This window comes from Pseudomonas sp. C1C7 (assembly GCF_013359595.1).
Classification (GTDB): Bacteria; Pseudomonadota; Gammaproteobacteria; order Pseudomonadales; family Pseudomonadaceae; genus Aquipseudomonas.
Window position 1 is genome coordinate 162,854 of the sequence record NZ_JABFMP010000005.1, and the last position, 15,600, is coordinate 178,453.

Genomic DNA, 15,600 nt, shown 5'->3' on the forward strand with positions numbered 1-15,600 from the left:
GCCAGCGCCGAAGCCGGCTGCTCGTCGTTCCGCACCTGCGGACATGAGCGAGACGACGTCGCGCGAAATCGTCGTATCTGAATCATCCCGAAAAACAACAATTCCAAAGGAGACAAAAAATGAATCGATCACTGCGCCGTTTCGCCCTCGCCGCCAGTTGTGTGCTGTTCGCCGGCCAACTGATGGCCGAGCCCAAACGCCCTGAATGCATCGCCCCCGCCTCGCCCGGCGGCGGCTTCGACCTGACCTGCAAACTGGCGCAAAGCGCGCTGGTCAACGAAAAACTGCTGACCAAGCCGATGCGCGTGACCTACATGCCCGGTGGTGTCGGCGCGGTGGCTTATAACGCGGTGGTCGCCCAGCGCCCGGCGGATGCCGGCACGCTGGTGGCCTGGTCCAGCGGTTCGCTGTTGAACCTGGCCCAGGGCAAGTTCGGTCGCTTCGATGAAAACAACGTGCGTTGGCTCGCTGCCGTCGGCACCAGCTACGGCGCCATCGCGGTGAAGAGCGATTCGCCCTACAAGACCCTCGACGATCTGGTACAGGCGCTGAAGAAAGATCCGAGCAAGGTGGTGATCGGTTCCGGCGGCACCGTCGGCAGCCAGGACTGGATGCAAACCGCATTGATCGCGAAGGCCGCCGGCATCAACCCGCGCGACCTGCGTTACGTCGCCCTCGAAGGCGGCGGTGAAATCGCCACCGCGCTGCTCGGCGGGCACATCCAGGTCGGCAGCACCGACATCTCCGACTCCATGCCGCACATCCAGAGCGGCGACATGCGCCTGCTGGCGGTGTTCTCCGACAAGCGTCTGGACGAGCCGGAAATGAAGGACATACCGACCGCTCGCGAACAGGGCTACGACATCGTCTGGCCGGTGGTGCGCGGCTTCTACCTGGGGCCGAAAGTCAGCGACGAAGACTACGCCTGGTGGAAAGACTCCTTCGACAAACTGCTGGCTTCGCCTGAGTTCGCCAAGCTGCGCGACCAGCGTGAACTGTTCCCGTTCGCCATGACCGGCCCGGAACTGGACACCTACGTGAAGAAGCAAGTCGCGGACTACAAAGTGCTGGCCAAAGAGTTCGGCCTGATCCAGTGATCGCCTCTGTCTAGCGGCTGCGGTCCCGTTTTGCGGGGCCGCGGCACAGGAGTTTTCCATGCTCTTACAACGCATTTTCGCTTCGGTGCTGTTGCTGGCCTGCCTTGGCCTGGCGCTCATGGCGTGGCCGTATCAAGCGGCATTTTCCTACGAGCCGGTGGGACCACGGGCCTTCCCGCTGCTGATGCTCGGCCTGATGGGGCTGGCGCTGCTGTACATGGTGTTTCGCCCCGCGCCGATCAAACACAGCGATGACGAACCGCCACTGGATCGCCCGACGCTGACCAAGATCGGCCTCTGTGTGGTCCTGCTGCTGGTGTTTGCCGGCACGTTCGAACCCCTCGGTTTCATCCTCGCCAGCATCATTACCGGCATTCCAATGGCACGCCTGTATGGCGGTCGCTGGCTGCCGAGCGTGGTGATCATCAGCCTGATGGCCATCGGTCTGTACCTGCTGTTTGACCGTTTGATGGACGTTCCGCTGCCCCTTGGCCTGCTCGACGTTCTGGAGAACTGATATGGATACCCTCGGCTATTTGGGACAGGGTTTCGGCGTCGCGCTGAGCCCCTACAACCTGGTGACCGCCCTGTGCGGCACCTTGATCGGCACCGTTGTCGGCCTGTTGCCGGGCCTGGGCCCGATCAATGGCGTAGCGTTGCTGATCCCGATCGCATTCGCCCTCGGTCTGCCACCGGAATCGGCGTTGATTCTGCTGGCAGCGGTGTACCTGGGCTGCGAATACGGCGGTCGGATCAGCTCGATCCTGCTGAACATCCCGGGCGAAGCCTCCACCGTGATGACCACCCTCGACGGCTACCCGATGGCGCGCAAGGGCCTGGCCGGTGTAGCCCTGTCGCTGTCGGCCTGGAGTTCGTTCATCGGTGCCTTCATCGCCACCTGCGGCATGGTGCTGTTTGCCCCGTTGCTGGCGAAATGGGCGATTGCCTTCGGACCGGCGGAATACTTCGTGTTGATGGTGTTCGCGATTGTCTGCCTGGGCGGCATGGCCGGCGATCGACCACTCAAGACCTTCGTTGCCGCGCTGATCGGCCTGTTCCTGTCGAGCGTCGGCATTGATGCCAACAGCGGCGTTTACCGCTTCACCGGCGACAACATTCACCTGACCGACGGCATCCAGTTCGTCGTGCTGGTGCTGGGCCTGTTCTCCATCAGCGAAATCCTCCTGCTGCTGGAAAAGACCCACCACGGCCAGGAAGCGGTGAAAGCCACCGGCCGGATGATGTTCAACTTCAAGGAAGCGGCCTCGGTGTTCGTGGTCAACATCCGTTGCGGCGTGCTGGGTTTCATCATGGGTGTGCTGCCGGGTGCGGGTGCGACCCTCGCCAGCGCCGTGGCCTACATGACCGAAAAACGCCTGGCCGGCGCCAAGGGCACCTTCGGCCAGGGCGACATGCGTGGCCTGGCCGCGCCGGAAACCGCCATCGGCGGTGCAGCCTGCGGCGCCCTGGTGCCAATGCTGACCCTCGGCGTTCCCGGTTCAGGCACCACGGCGGTGATGATTGGCGCGTTGTCGCTGTACAACATCACACCGGGCCCGCTGCTGTTCCAGGAGCAACCGGACATCGTCTGGGGCCTGATCGCCTCCCTATTCATCGCCAACATCATGCTGGTGATCCTCAACATCCCGATGATCCGCGTGTTCACCCGCATCCTCGCCGTGCCGAACTGGGCCCTGGTGCCCATCATCGCGATCATCACCGGGATCGGTGTCTACGCGGTGCATGCGACGACCTTCGACCTGTTCTTGATGATCGGCATTGGCATCTTCGGCTACATCCTGCGCAAGCTGGACTTCCCGTTGTCGCCATTGCTGCTGGGCTTCATCCTCGGCGGCCTGATGGAACAAAACCTGCGCCGCGCGCTGTCGATCTCCAACGGTGCGCTGGAAATCCTCTGGTCGAGCCCGATCACCTTCGGCTGCTGGGTACTGACAGCGATCATGCTGTTGATGCCGCTCATCCGTATCTGGCGCAAGCGTTCGGCTGCACAACGCGTTATCGCCGATGTCTGATCGAACACCGTTCAACGCCTGGTGGGGTACGCCGCTGGTCGGCGCGCTGGGCGGTTTCCTCGCCAGCCAGGTCGGCTGGCCACTGCCGTGGATGGTCGGCTCGTTGCTGGCGATCATCCTCGTGCGCTGCCTGACACCCTGGCAATTGGCGGAAATCCCTGGCGGGCGCAAGTGCGGCCAGTGGATCGTCGGTATCGGCATCGGCCTGCACTTCACCCCACTGGTGATGGAGCAGGTGCTGAGTCATTTCGGCCTGATCTTCTTCGGTGCGTTGGTCACCAGCCTGTCCGCGGTGGTCGGGGTCTGGCTGATGCGGTGCACCGGCGAGGATCGCGCCACCGCGTTTTTCTCCAGCATGCCCGGCGGTTCCGGGGAGATGGTCAACCTGGGCGCGCGCAACGGCGCGGTGCTCAGCCGCGTGGCGGCAGGCCAGAGCCTGCGGGTGCTGGTGGTGGTGCTCTGTGTGCCGGCGGCATTCAAATACTTGCTGGGCGATGGCACGCCGATCTCCCACGCCGGCAGCATCGACTGGCGCTGGCTGGCGGTGCTGTTTCCCGCGGGTGCCTTGGCGGCCTGGATCTGGGAGCGCCTGCGTCAACCCAATCCCTGGCTGTTCGGGCCGTTGCTGGTGAGTGCCGCGGTGAGCATCGGCTGGGACCTGCATATCGGCCTGCCCAACGGCGGCAGCCAGATCGGCCAGTGGCTGATCGGCAGCGGCCTGGGTTGTCACTTCAACCGGCAGTTTTTCCGTCGCGCGCCTTCGTTCATGGGCCGGACTCTGGTCGGCACGGTATTGACCATGTTGATTGCCACCGGCGCGGCGCTGGGCCTGAGCGCCCTCACCCACCTGGATTTGCGTTCGCTGACGTTGGGCATGATGCCCGGCGGGATTGCGGAGATGAGCCTGACGGCAGAGACCTTGCAACTGTCGGTGCCGCTAGTGACGGCGATGCAGGTGATGCGGTTGCTATTTGTGCTGTTTCTGGCGGAGCCGTTGTTCAAGTATTGGAATCGGAATCCGGACGAAACACCGAGTTAACTTCATCGCGGGCAAGCCCGCTCCCACAAGGTATGTCGGCGGTCACCAGATCGTGTGAACACCGACAAACCCTGTGGGAGCGGGCTTGCCCGCGATGCTTTTAGAGATTCGGCAAACGCCAATCGATCGGCGTCTCGCCATTCTGCTCCAGGAACTTGTTGGTCCGGCCGAAATGCCCGCACCCCAGGAACCCGCGATAGGCAGAAAGCGGCGACGGATGCACCGAGGTCAGGACCAGGTGCTTGGTGGCATCGATCAGCTTCTGTTTGCTCTGGGCATGGGAGCCCCAGAGCATGAACACCAGATGCGGTTGCTGCTGGCTCACCACCTCGATGATCCGGTCGGTGAAGAACTGCCAGCCCTTGTCCTTGTGCGCGTTGGCGTTGGCGCGCTCAACGGTCATGGTGGTGTTGAGCATCAGCACGCCCTGGTCGGCCCAGCTTTGCAGGTAGCCGTGGTTGGGAATGTCGATGTTCAGGTCGCGTTTCAATTCCTTGTAGATGTTCACCAGCGACGGCGGCGCCGGTACGCCCGGTTGCACCGAGAAGCATAGACCGTGGGCCTGGCCCGGGCCGTGGTACGGGTCCTGGCCGAGGATGACCACCTTGACCTTGTCCAGCGGCGTCGAATTCAGGGCGTTGAAGATCAACGGGCCCGGTGGATAGATCTCCTTGCCGGCCACCCGCTCCTGTTGCAGGAAATTGCGCAACTCTGCCATGTAGGGCCGGTCGAATTCGGCACGCAGGGCCTCCTTCCAGCTCGGTTCGAGTTTGATACGGTCATCAGCAGTCATGGTTACATCCGGCAAAAACAATGGGGCGAACCCTAAGAAGGCCCATCGCGCTTGTCAATTGATCTGACACAGTTCCGGCACTTTCCCGTACAGCGATCATACTTAACCCTCAAATTCCCGATCGAGGTCACGATGAATCTGCACTTCGAAGAACTCACCGGCACCGACGGCGCCCGCATCGGCATTGCCAGCCTGGACGCCGAACAATCGCTCAATGCCCTGTCCCTTCCGATGATCAACGCCCTGCGCGACCGGATGGACGCCTGGGCCAAGGATCCGCAAATCGTCTGTGTGCTGCTGCGGGGCAAAGGTCCCAAGGCCTTTTGTGCCGGCGGCGAAGTGCGCAGCCTGGTACAGGCCTGTCGCGCCAACCCGGGCCAGGTGCCGCCCTTGGCCGCGCAGTTTTTCAACGCCGAATATCGCCTGGACTTCAGTCTGCACACCTACCCCAAACCGCTGATCTGCTGGGGCCACGGTTATGTGCTGGGCGGCGGCATGGGCCTGTTGCAGGGGGCGAGCATCCGGATTGTCACGCCGAGCAGCCGGCTGGCGATGCCGGAAATCAGCATCGGCCTGTACCCGGACGTCGGCGCCAGCTGGTTCCTCTCGCGCCTGCCCGGCAAGCTCGGCCTGTTCCTGGGCCTGACCGGCGCGCACATCAATGGTCGCGATGCCCTTGATCTGGACCTGGCCGACCGCTTCCTGCTCGACGAACAGCAGCAGGAGCTGATCGAAGGCCTGCTGCAACTGAACTGGCAAGAACAGACGCCGATGCAGCTCAACAGCCTGCTCAAGGCCCTGCAGCAGGAAGCGGTGGCGCAAATGCCTGAAGCCCAATGGCTGCCACGACGCCAGCGCATCGACGAACTGCTGGATGTCAGCGATGTGCGCTGCGCCTGGAAAGCCATCAGCGCGCTGCGCGATCACACCGACCTGCTGCTCGGCCGCGCCGCGCGGACCATGAGCGAAGGCTCGCCGCTGACCGCTCATCTGGTGTGGGAACAGATCATCCGCGCCCGGCATATGTCCCTGGCGCAGGTTTTCCAGATGGAATACACCCTGAGCCTCAATTGCTGCCGGCATCCGGAATTCAGTGAAGGGGTGCGGGCGCGGCTGATCGACAAGGACCAGAAACCGCACTGGCACTGGCCGGATATCAACCATGTGCCGGATGCGGTGGTAGAGGCGCATTTCCACAAGGTCTGGGAGGGGCGGCATCCGTTGGCGGATCTCTCCGAGTACTAGAAGTCTGCACAAAACAACTGTGGGAGCAAGCCCGCTCCCACATTGGAAATTGCGCTCAAGGGTTAACGGTGATTCCACTGCCCATCACGTCCACCCCGCCCATCGCGATCGCCTCTGCCGCCGCGATAGTTGTTGTGTCCGCCACGATCGCCACGGTGGTCGTTGTCCCAACCACCTCGTTTACGGTTATCCCAGCCATGGTTCTGATACGCCCGATGATCGGGGCGTGTCTGGTAGTAGCGCGGGGCCGGCTGGTAATAGCGCGGCGATGGTTGATAAACCCGCGGCTGGTAGTAATACCTCGGCGTTGGCTGGTAGTACCGGGCAGGGGGCGAGTAATACCGGCGAGGTGGGGTGTAGTACCCGCCGTTCGAGTAATACGACCCACCGGAGTAATACGTCGGCGCCGGTGAGGTATAGGTCTCGGAACTGTAGTAACTGACTCCTTCGTCGTAGTAAGGCACGCATCCACCCAGGGACAGACCCAACACAGCAATCAGTAGAATTCGTCGGTACATGGCGGCCTCCTGGACCGCGAGTGAGCCGCACCAGCGACGCTGGCAGGCGACAGTCGATCATTGGTTGACTGTCAAAATATCTGACACTGGATTCGGAATCTGGTGCGTCCCGGAAACAAGTTGAAACATCTCGCCGATGAAAGGTTTTTCATCATTCATCCGCCGATTAATGGTGGCCATGGCGATATCCACCGCCGTAATAACGCGGCGCGTGACCGCCCCAGTGGTAATAGCGATAACCGCCATAGAAGCGCGGTCCGCCGTAGTAGTAGCGTGGTCCGTAGTAGTAGGAATAAGGCGCGTAGCCCGGATAGTAGTAAGGTGAGGAATACACATCGTAACCACCGGCGTAGTAATAGCAGCCGGACAAGCCCAGACCGAGAACCACGCCAAGCAACAATCGACGAAACATGATGGCGGCCTCCTGAAAGACCACAGGCGGCACAGGCCGACTGACATCTGTTTTGACTCGCAATCGCTGACCAAGTGCGTCACCGCGCCAACCTTCGGATCAGTGGCCGAGACGTCCCATTGCGGTGCGCCGGCGCACCATCACAAGGCAGGCCGGCCTTGTCTCACCGAAGCCATAATCGCGCAATCCCCCGAACCAGAGCGTTCGGCCCGACTTGGCACGGCTCTCGCTTTAGCCCAACCGTGCAGGAGTCATCACAGGTTCGCGGCACCACAATTTGCAATGGCTGACTAGGGTTCCGGCTCGCACTGGCGAGTGACTGGTCCGAGAGTTGGCGACCTCCAGTTGAGGTTACACGGCGGGACAAAAGCCCGGGAGACAAGCCACCGTTCGCGGTGTCGCTGCCTTCCTGCCCGTCCTCGATCAACTGGAGAATCCGCTATGTCACGACTACGTTTCCCCGCCCTCCTCGCCGCCGCGTTCGCCGCCTTGCTCGGCACCCAGACCCAGGCCGCGCAGAAAGACCACTTCAGCGTCTGCTGGACCATCTACGCCGGCTGGATGCCCTGGGAATATGCGGGCAGCCAGGGCATCGTCGACAAATGGGCGAAGAAATACGGCATCAAGATCGATGTGGTGCAGCTCAACGATTACGTCGAATCCATCAACCAGTACACCGCCGGCCAGTTCGACGGCTGCACCATGACCAACATGGACGCGCTGACCATTCCGGCCGCCGGTGGCGTGGACAGCACCGCGCTGATCGTCAGCGACTTCTCCAACGGCAACGACGGCATTGTGCTCAAGGGTGATGGCAAGACAGTCGCCGACCTCAAGGGCATGGACGTCAACCTGGTCGAGCTCTCCGTTTCCCACTATCTGCTGGCCCGGGCCCTGGATTCGGTGGACCTCACCGAGAAAGACCTGAAGGTGGTCAACACCTCCGACGCCGATATCTCGGCCGCCTTCAACACCGATCAGGTCAGCGCCGTCACCACCTGGAACCCGATGCTTTCGGACATCAAGGCCAAGCCTGCCGTGACCGAGGTGTTCAACTCCAGCCAGATCCCCGGCGAAATCATGGACATGATGGTGGTCAACTCCCAGACCCTCAAAGACAACCCGGCCCTGGGCAAGGCGCTGACCGGCGCCTGGTTCGAAGTGGTCGAGTTGATGAACGCGAAAAACGCCAGCGGCCAGGCTGCGCTGGAACACATGGCCAAAGCGTCGGGCACGAACCTGGCGGGTTTCCAGGCGCAATTGGACACCACCAAGTTGTTCGCAACGCCCAAGGAAGCCCTGGCGTTCAGCACCAGCAAGCAACTGCCGGAAACCATGCGCCGGGTCGCCGAATTCTCTTTCCAGCACGGCTTGCTGGGTGAAGGCGCCAAGGACACCAGCGCCGTCGGCATGGCCTTCGCCAACGGCGTGACCAGCGGTGACAAGGGCAACCTCAAGCTGCGCTTCGACCCCAGTTACGTGCAAATGGCCGCCGACGCCAAGCTGTAAAAAGAGGACCTGGCCATGCGCCTGATCAATCGTCATCCCGATCGCCCCAGTCGACTGTTGCTGGTGATCCTGCCGTTCGCTCTGGTGCTGTTCGCCTACTTGATGGGCTCGGCCGAGCGCCTGGCGGACAATCCCAACGACAAGCTGTTGCCCAGTGCCGTGCAAATGACCGACGCGGTCAAACGCCTGGCGTTCGTCGCCGACAGCCGCACCGGCGACTACGTGCTGTGGCAGGACACCGCCTCCAGCCTTCGCCGTCTGGCCATCGGCCTGGGCATCAGCGCCCTGGCCGGGCTGTGCCTGGGGATCGCTGCCGGCACCCTGCCGTTGTTCGGTGCGCCGTTGTCGCCCTTGCTGACGGTGTTGTCGATGGTGCCGCCGCTGGCCATCCTGCCGATCCTGTTCATCGTCTTCGGCCTTGGCGAGTTGTCCAAGGTGATGCTGATCGTGATCGGTATCACCCCGGCCCTGGCCCGGGACCTGGAACAGCGCGCCCGGGAAATTCCCGTCGAACTGCTGATCAAGGCCCAGACCCTCGGCGCCTCGACCTGGACCCTGATGCTGCGCGTGGTATTGCCGCAATTGCTGCCGCGCCTGCTGATCTCGCTGCGGCTGATGCTCGGTTCGGCATGGTTGTTCCTGATCGCCGCCGAAGCCATCGCCTCCACCGACGGTCTGGGCTACCGGATTTTCCTGGTGCGTCGTTATCTGGCGATGGACGTGATCCTGCCCTACGTGGTGTGGATCACCCTGCTCGCCTGGCTGATGGACTGGGGCCTCAAGCGCCTGACCCAACGGGCCTTTCCCTGGTACGAGGGGGCACGCCCATGAGCTTCATCACGGTCAAGAACGTATGGCAGCAATACGCCGATCAGGTGGTGCTCGAAGGCCTGAACCTGAGCGTCAACGAAGGTGAGTTCTGTACCCTCGTCGGCGCCTCCGGTTGCGGCAAATCGACCTTCCTGCGCCTGCTGCTGGGCCAGGAGCGCGCCAGTCGCGGCGAGATCCTGCTCGACGGTCAGCCGCTGTGCGCCGAACCGGACGCCAGCCGCGGTGTGGTGTTCCAGCGCTATTCGGTGTTCCCGCACCTGAGCGTGCTGGACAACGTGGCCCTGGGTCTGGAACTGCCCCGCTCGCCACTGCTGGGCCGGTTGTTCGGCAGCGCCAAACGCGATGCCCGCGAACAGGCCTCGGCGCTGCTGCACAAGGTCGGCCTCGGTCACTCGCTGGACAAGTACCCGGCGCAGTTGTCCGGGGGCATGCAGCAGCGCCTGGCCATCGCCCAGGCGCTGATCATGAAACCCCGGGTGCTGCTGCTCGACGAACCGTTCGGCGCTCTCGACCCGGGCATCCGCAAGGACATGCACGCCCTGCTGCTGGAGCTGTGGCGCGAGACGCAACTGACGGTGTTCATGGTCACCCATGACCTGTCCGAAGGCTTCAGCCTCGGCACCCGCCTGCTGGTGTTCGACAAGGTCCGCGTCGACCCGCACGCCCCCGGCGCCTATGGCGCGCGCATCACCTACGACATCCCTTTGAACAGCGACCGCCGCACCGCCCGTGCCGCCGTCGACGCCCTGCCGGCTCCGCTGGCAGGCACGCTTCGCATCGCTTAGAGGAATTTTGAAATGACGAATTCGACCCAACTGTTCCCGCCCTTCGCCGAGGAAATGCTTCCCGGCGGCGGCCACCGTTCATTCGTGCTCAAACGCGGCCAGTTGCTGCGCCTGACCGACATTCGCGGCGGTGCCAACGTGAGCCTGACGCTGCTCAACGCCAACGAAAAAACCGAGCGCCTGAACCTGCCCGACAGCCTCAAATGCCAGCACACCGCCAAACTGACCGCCGGCCATTGCCTGTACTCGGACATGGGCCGGGTGCTGGCGGCGATCACCGCCGACACCTGCGGCTGGAGCGACAGCCTCGGCGGCGTGCTGTGCGCCGAGGAAGTGGCGGAAAAATACGGCGCCGGGCGCTATCAGGAATTGCGTAACGGCTTCTTCCGCAACGGCACCGACAACCTGCTGGTGGAGCTGGGCAAGTGGGGCCTGGGCCTCTCGGACCTGCAGATGACCCTCAACCTGTTCAGCCGGGTGAACGTCGATGAGGACGGGCGCTTCCACTTCGTCGAGGGCAACGCCAAAGCCGGTGACTACATCGAACTGTACGCGCCGATGGACACTCTGGTGGTGCTGACCGCCCTGCAGCACCCGATGGACCCGGCGCCCGAGTACGCGCCGAAACCGCTGAAGCTCAGCTGGATGAACGCCGACGCCAGCGTCGCCGAACACTGCCGCACGTCGCGCCCGGAAAACGAGCGCGGCTTCATCAACACCGACCGTCTGTTCGCCTGAGGATCGCTGCCATGTCACTTGCAATCGCCACCGCTCACAAGCATCCGGAGACAGCGGTCTACCGCGCCACCATCCCCGCCGGTGAACCCTGGCTGACGGAGGTCAAGGCCGGGCAGACCCTGCGCATTCTCGATCTGGAAGGCAATCAGGCGGTCGATACGCTGTTCTACAGCCTCGCCAACCCCAAGGAACGCTACGACGTGCAGCGCACCCTGCGCCGGCAGAACAGCGTCTACCTGAGCACCGGCAGCGTGCTGTATTCCAACCTCGGCAAACCGATGCTGACCATCGTCGCCGACACCTGCGGCCGCCACGACACCCTCGGTGGCGCCTGCGCGCAAGAGAGCAACACCGTGCGCTACGCCCTGGAAAAACGCTACATGCACAGCTGCCGCGACAACTACCTGCGCGCCTGCGTGCACGACGGCCGGCTGGGCAAGGGCGACATCGGGCCGAACATCAACTTCTTCATGAACGTGCCGGTCACTGCCGACGGCGGGCTGACCTTCGAGGACGGGATCTCGGCGCCGGGCAAATACGTCGACCTGCGTGCCGAGATGGACGTGATCGTGCTGATCTCCAACTGCCCGCAACTGAATAACCCGTGCAACGCCTACAACCCGACGCCTGCGGAGCTTTTGGTATGGAACTGAAACTCGCGCGGTTGCGTCGCTGGTTGTTTGTCCTGTGCCAGGCCAGATCGGGGCAGTGCATCAAATAACCGGCCCCTGTAGGAGCTGCCGCAGGCTGCGATCTTTTGATCCTGATCTTGAGAAAAGCCAGAGCAAAAGATCGCAGCCTGCGGCAGCTCCTACAGAGAAGCAGTGTGAATTTTTTGCATCCGGGACGGCCCGGATGCCAGTCGAAAAACTGCGGGACGGCCCGCATCCCAGGTCGAGGCTGATGTGCAATCGCCTCCGGGGGTTATGCCATGTTCGAAAAAGTCCTGATTGCCAACCGTGGCGCCATTGCCTGCCGCATCCTGCGCACCCTGCGTGAACTGCACGTCAAAGGCATCGCCGTTTACTCCGAAGCCGACGCCGCCAGCCTGCACATCCTGCAAGCCGATCAAGCCCACAGTCTGGGTGAAGGCGCCGCGGCTGGCACCTATCTGGCGGTGGAAAAAATCCTCGCCATCGCCAAGGCCAGTGGTGCCACGGCGATCCACCCCGGCTACGGTTTTCTCTCGGAAAACGCCGCGTTCGCCGAAGCCTGTGAAGCAGCCGGCATCGCCTTCATCGGCCCGACACCCGAGCAACTGCGGGTGTTCGGCCTCAAGCACACCGCCCGCGCCCTTGCCAGGCGACACGGCGTGCCGATGCTCGAAGGCACCGAACTGCTGGACAGTCTCGAAGCGGCGCTGATTGCCGGCGAACAGGTCGGCTATCCGGTAATGCTCAAGAGCACCGCCGGCGGTGGCGGCATCGGCATGCGCGTGTGCCGCAACGCCGCCGAGTTGAGCGAGTCCTTTGACGCGGTCAAACGCCTGGGCCAGAACAACTTCAGCGACGCCGGCGTGTTCATCGAAAAGTACATCCAGCGCGCCCGTCATCTGGAAGTGCAGGTGTTCGGCGATGGTCACGGCGAGGTGATCGCTCTCGGTGTTCGCGACTGCTCGGTGCAGCGCCGCAATCAGAAAGTGCTCGAAGAAACCCCGGCGCCCAACCTGCCTGAAGGCATGGCCGAAGCCCTGTGCGCAGCAGCGATCAAACTGGCGAAGGCGGTGAACTACCGCAGCGCCGGCACCGTGGAATTCGTTTTCGACAGCGAAAGCCGGCGCTTCTATTTTCTGGAAGTGAACACCCGCTTGCAGGTGGAGCACGGCGTCACCGAGCAGGTGTGGGGCGTGGATCTGGTGCGCTGGATGGTCGAGCTGGCGGCGGGCGACTTACCGCCGTTGAGCGTACTGAGCCAGGGTCTGAAAGCCGACGGCCATGCGATCCAGGCGCGGCTCTACGCCGAAGATCCGGGACGGGATTTCCAGCCGAGCCCCGGCCTGCTCACCGCGGTGAATTTCCCGCTGGCCGATGGCAAGCAGTTGCGCATCGACACCTGGGTCGAGGCCGGTTGCGAGATCCCGCCGTATTTCGATCCGATGATTGCCAAGGTCATCAGCTGGGCGCCGACCCGCGAAGAAGCCCGCACCGATCTGCATCAGGCGCTGGGCGACAGCCTGCTCTACGGCGTGGAAACCAACCGCGATTACCTGCGGCAGATTCTGCTCGATGTGCCCTTCGCCAGCGGCCAGCCGTGGACCCGTTGCCTGGAGAATCTGGTCTACCGAGCCCACACTTTTGAGGTGCTCAGCGCCGGCACCCAGACCAGCGTCCAGGACTACCCCGGCCGCCTCGGCTACTGGGCCGTGGGCGTGCCGCCATCGGGGCCGATGGACAGTCGCGCCCTTCGCCTGGGTAACCTGTTGCTCGGCAACCAGGAAGGCGCCGCCGCGCTGGAAATCACCATGAGCGGGCCGTTGCTGCGCTTCAATTGCGAGGCCGTGGTGGCGGTGACCGGGGCCGAGATTGCGCTGTCATTGAACGGTGAAAGCGTCGCGATGAACACGGCACTGCTGATTCCGGCAGGCGCCACCTTGAGTCTCGGCACCCTCGCAGGTCGTGGCGCGCGCAGCTACCTGTGCCTGCGCGGCGGCCTGCAAGTGCCGGACTATCTGGGCAGCAAGAGCACCTTCACCCTCGGCCAGTTCGGCGGCCACGGCGGTCGCGCCTTGCGTGCCGGTGATGTGTTGCATGTGCCGGCCTTGAGCGACCGCAGCGCCGGGCAGCAACTGCCTGAAGAACAAGTCGGCACGTTGCCGGACGTGCGGCAGATCCGGGTGATCTACGGCCCTCACGGCGCACCGGAATACTTCACCGAAAACTACATCGACACCTTCTTCGCCACCCAGTGGGAAGTGCACTTCAACTCCAGCCGCACCGGTGTGCGGCTGATCGGTCCCAAGCCAGAATGGGTGCGTGCCGACGGCGGTGAAGCCGGGCTGCATCCGTCGAACATTCACGACAATCCGTACGCGATCGGCGCGGTGGATTTCACCGGGGACATGCCGGTGATCCTCGGCCCCGACGGCCCGAGCCTGGGCGGGTTCGTGTGCCCGGTGACGGTGATCGAGGCGGACCTCTGGCAGCTGGGGCAGCTCAAGGCCGGGGACAAGGTGCAGTTTCAACCGGTCGATCTCAAGACCGCCCGCAACCTCGCCCTGAAATGGCCCCACTGCAGGAGCGAACTTGCTCGCGATAGCGGTGGATCAGGTACGCAGGTGTTGACTGACATGCCGCAATCGCGAGCAAGCTCGCTCCTACAGTGGGGTCATGTTCCAGAGGGTGGATTAGTGTCGCCAGTGGTTCTGGACATCGGCCAGGCCGACACCCGCCTGGTCGCCCGCCTCTCCGGCGACACTCACCTGCTTCTGGAGATCGGCACCCCCGAACTCGACCTCGTCCTGCGCTTCCGCGCTCACGCCCTGATGCAGGCTCTTGAGAGCAAACACCTGCACGGCGTGATCGACCTGACGCCCGGCATCCGTTCGCTGCAGGTGCACTACCAGCCCGAGCAACTGCCGCTGGCCGATCTACTGGGCATCGTCGCCGGTGAATGGGACGCGGTGTGCGCCGCCCGGGACCTGCAAGTGCCGTCGCGCATCGTCCACCTGCCGCTGTCCTGGGACGATCCGGCGTGCCAGCTGGCGATCGAGAAATACATGACCACCGTGCGCAAGGATGCGCCGTGGTGTCCGAGCAACCTGGAGTTCATCCGCCGCATCAACGACTTGCCGAACCTCGATGAAGTGCAGCGCACGGTGTTCAACGCCAGCTACCTGGTCATGGGCCTGGGTGACGTCTATCTCGGCGCGCCGGTCGCCACGCCCCTCGATCCGCGGCACCGTCTGGTGACCACCAAATACAACCCGGCCCGCACCTGGACCGCGGAAAACTCCGTAGGCATCGGCGGCGCCTACATGTGCGTGTACGGCATGGAAGGCCCCGGTGGCTATCAGTTCGTCGGCCGTACCTTGCAGATGTGGAACCGCTACCGCGAGGTGGCCGCGTTCGATGGCAAACCCTGGCTGCTGCGCTTCTTCGACCAGATCCGTTTCTACCCGGTGAGCGCCGACGAACTGCTGCGCATCCGTCGGGATTTCCCCCTCGGGCGCTTCGCTCTGAACATCGAGCACAGCCAGTTGAACCTCGCCGATTACCAGGCATTCCTGACCGAGCAAGCCCAGAGCATCGCCGCCTTTCGCCAACAGCAACAGGGCGCGTTCAACGCCGAACGCGAGCGCTGGATCGCCAGCGGCCAGGCGCATTTCGACAGCGAGGAAGCCGTCCCGCAAACCACTGAAGACGCACCACTGGCCAGCGGAGAAATGAGCGTCGACAGCCACATCGCCGGCAACCTCTGGCAGGTCCAGGTGCAGGCCGGCAGCCGGGTCGAGGCCGGGGATGTGCTGGTGATTCTGGAGTCGATGAAGATGGAAATTCCCGTGCTGGCGCCCATGGCTGGCGTCGTGCGGGAAATCCGCGTGCAACCGGGCTCGGCGGTGCGCGCCGGACAGCGCGTCGTGGTGCTGGAACTCGCCTGAACC

The 15,600-nt window shown here is 63.4% G+C and carries 15 protein-coding genes and 1 riboswitch; of the genes, 11 read left to right on the forward strand and 4 right to left on the reverse strand.

The window, feature by feature from the left end:
* The first annotated feature begins 119 nt into the window (after window positions 1-119).
* Genes HNO86_RS06545 through HNO86_RS06560 form a run of 4 tightly spaced genes read left to right on the forward strand, consistent with a single transcriptional unit; the run spans window position 120 to window position 4,169 of the window.
* Window positions 120-1,097 carry a tripartite tricarboxylate transporter substrate binding protein gene (locus HNO86_RS06545; RefSeq protein WP_175376194.1) on the forward strand — a complete coding sequence of 326 codons (978 nt, stop codon included), beginning with the start codon at window positions 120-122 and terminating at the stop codon, window positions 1,095-1,097.
* Between the two features lie 58 nt (window positions 1,098-1,155).
* Window positions 1,156-1,614: a tripartite tricarboxylate transporter TctB family protein gene (locus HNO86_RS06550; RefSeq protein ID WP_175376195.1), complete on the forward strand. Its 459-nt coding sequence runs from the start codon at window positions 1,156-1,158 to the stop codon at window positions 1,612-1,614.
* Window position 1,615: 1 nt separating this feature from the next.
* Complete coding sequence (locus HNO86_RS06555; protein WP_175376196.1) at window positions 1,616-3,130, forward strand: tripartite tricarboxylate transporter permease; 1,515 nt, start codon at window positions 1,616-1,618, stop codon at window positions 3,128-3,130.
* Complete coding sequence (locus HNO86_RS06560) at window positions 3,123-4,169, forward strand: AbrB family transcriptional regulator (RefSeq protein ID WP_175376197.1); 1,047 nt, start codon at window positions 3,123-3,125, stop codon at window positions 4,167-4,169. Before HNO86_RS06555 ends, HNO86_RS06560 begins: the two co-directional genes overlap by 8 nt.
* 100 nt (window positions 4,170-4,269) lie before the next feature.
* Here the strand turns inward: HNO86_RS06560 and ung are convergent, their stop codons facing one another.
* Window positions 4,270-4,962 carry a uracil-DNA glycosylase gene (gene ung / locus HNO86_RS06565; protein ID WP_175376198.1) on the reverse strand — a complete coding sequence of 231 codons (693 nt, stop codon included), beginning with the start codon at window positions 4,960-4,962 and terminating at the stop codon, window positions 4,270-4,272.
* A gap of 132 nt (window positions 4,963-5,094) precedes the next feature.
* On the opposite strand from ung, the gene HNO86_RS06570 reads away from it, so the two are divergent.
* On the forward strand, window positions 5,095-6,207 hold the full coding sequence (locus HNO86_RS06570) for an enoyl-CoA hydratase/isomerase family protein (RefSeq protein WP_175376199.1): 1,113 nt from the start codon (window positions 5,095-5,097) through the stop codon (window positions 6,205-6,207).
* A 62-nt stretch (window positions 6,208-6,269) separates the two neighbouring features.
* On the opposite strand, the gene HNO86_RS30200 is transcribed toward HNO86_RS06570, so the two are convergent.
* The 3 genes from HNO86_RS30200 to HNO86_RS06575 are packed head-to-tail and all read right to left on the reverse strand — an operon-like array spanning window position 6,270 to window position 7,137.
* Window positions 6,270-6,725 carry a hypothetical protein gene (locus HNO86_RS30200; protein ID WP_256672553.1) on the reverse strand — a complete coding sequence of 152 codons (456 nt, stop codon included), beginning with the start codon at window positions 6,723-6,725 and terminating at the stop codon, window positions 6,270-6,272.
* A gap of 57 nt (window positions 6,726-6,782) precedes the next feature.
* Window positions 6,783-6,905, reverse strand: a complete 123-nt coding sequence (locus HNO86_RS30205; RefSeq protein WP_256672554.1) for a hypothetical protein — start codon at window positions 6,903-6,905, stop codon at window positions 6,783-6,785.
* On the reverse strand, window positions 6,892-7,137 hold the full coding sequence (locus tag HNO86_RS06575; RefSeq protein WP_175376200.1) for a hypothetical protein: 246 nt from the start codon (window positions 7,135-7,137) through the stop codon (window positions 6,892-6,894). The genes HNO86_RS30205 and HNO86_RS06575 overlap by 14 nt, the downstream gene beginning before the upstream one ends.
* Window positions 7,138-7,416: 279 nt before the next feature.
* Window positions 7,417-7,517, forward strand: a riboswitch (guanidine-I (ykkC/yxkD leader).
* A 61-nt stretch (window positions 7,518-7,578) separates the two neighbouring features.
* Between HNO86_RS06575 and HNO86_RS06580 the strand changes: the two genes are divergently transcribed.
* The 6 genes from HNO86_RS06580 to uca all read left to right on the forward strand — a co-directional run bounded on the left by HNO86_RS06580 (window position 7,579) and on the right by uca (window position 15,597).
* Window positions 7,579-8,646 (forward strand): putative urea ABC transporter substrate-binding protein, encoded by a 1,068-nt coding sequence (locus HNO86_RS06580; protein WP_175376201.1) that lies wholly within the window; start codon window positions 7,579-7,581, stop codon window positions 8,644-8,646.
* 15 nt (window positions 8,647-8,661) lie between these two features.
* Window positions 8,662-9,477 (forward strand): ABC transporter permease, encoded by an 816-nt coding sequence (locus tag HNO86_RS06585; RefSeq protein ID WP_175376202.1) that lies wholly within the window; start codon window positions 8,662-8,664, stop codon window positions 9,475-9,477.
* Window positions 9,474-10,262 (forward strand): ABC transporter ATP-binding protein, encoded by a 789-nt coding sequence (locus tag HNO86_RS06590; RefSeq protein ID WP_175376203.1) that lies wholly within the window; start codon window positions 9,474-9,476, stop codon window positions 10,260-10,262. The genes HNO86_RS06585 and HNO86_RS06590 overlap by 4 nt, the downstream gene beginning before the upstream one ends.
* Before the next feature lie 12 nt (window positions 10,263-10,274).
* A complete protein-coding gene (locus tag HNO86_RS06595; protein ID WP_175376204.1) occupies window positions 10,275-11,000 on the forward strand; it encodes an urea amidolyase associated protein UAAP1 in 726 nt (241 codons plus the stop codon).
* An 11-nt stretch (window positions 11,001-11,011) separates the two neighbouring features.
* Entirely contained in the window at window positions 11,012-11,653 is a 642-nt protein-coding gene (locus HNO86_RS06600) for an urea amidolyase associated protein UAAP2 (protein WP_175376205.1), read from the forward strand.
* Between the two features lie 278 nt (window positions 11,654-11,931).
* Window positions 11,932-15,597 (forward strand): urea carboxylase, encoded by a 3,666-nt coding sequence (gene uca / locus HNO86_RS06605; RefSeq protein ID WP_175376206.1) that lies wholly within the window; start codon window positions 11,932-11,934, stop codon window positions 15,595-15,597.
* Window positions 15,598-15,600: the final 3 nt, after the last annotated feature.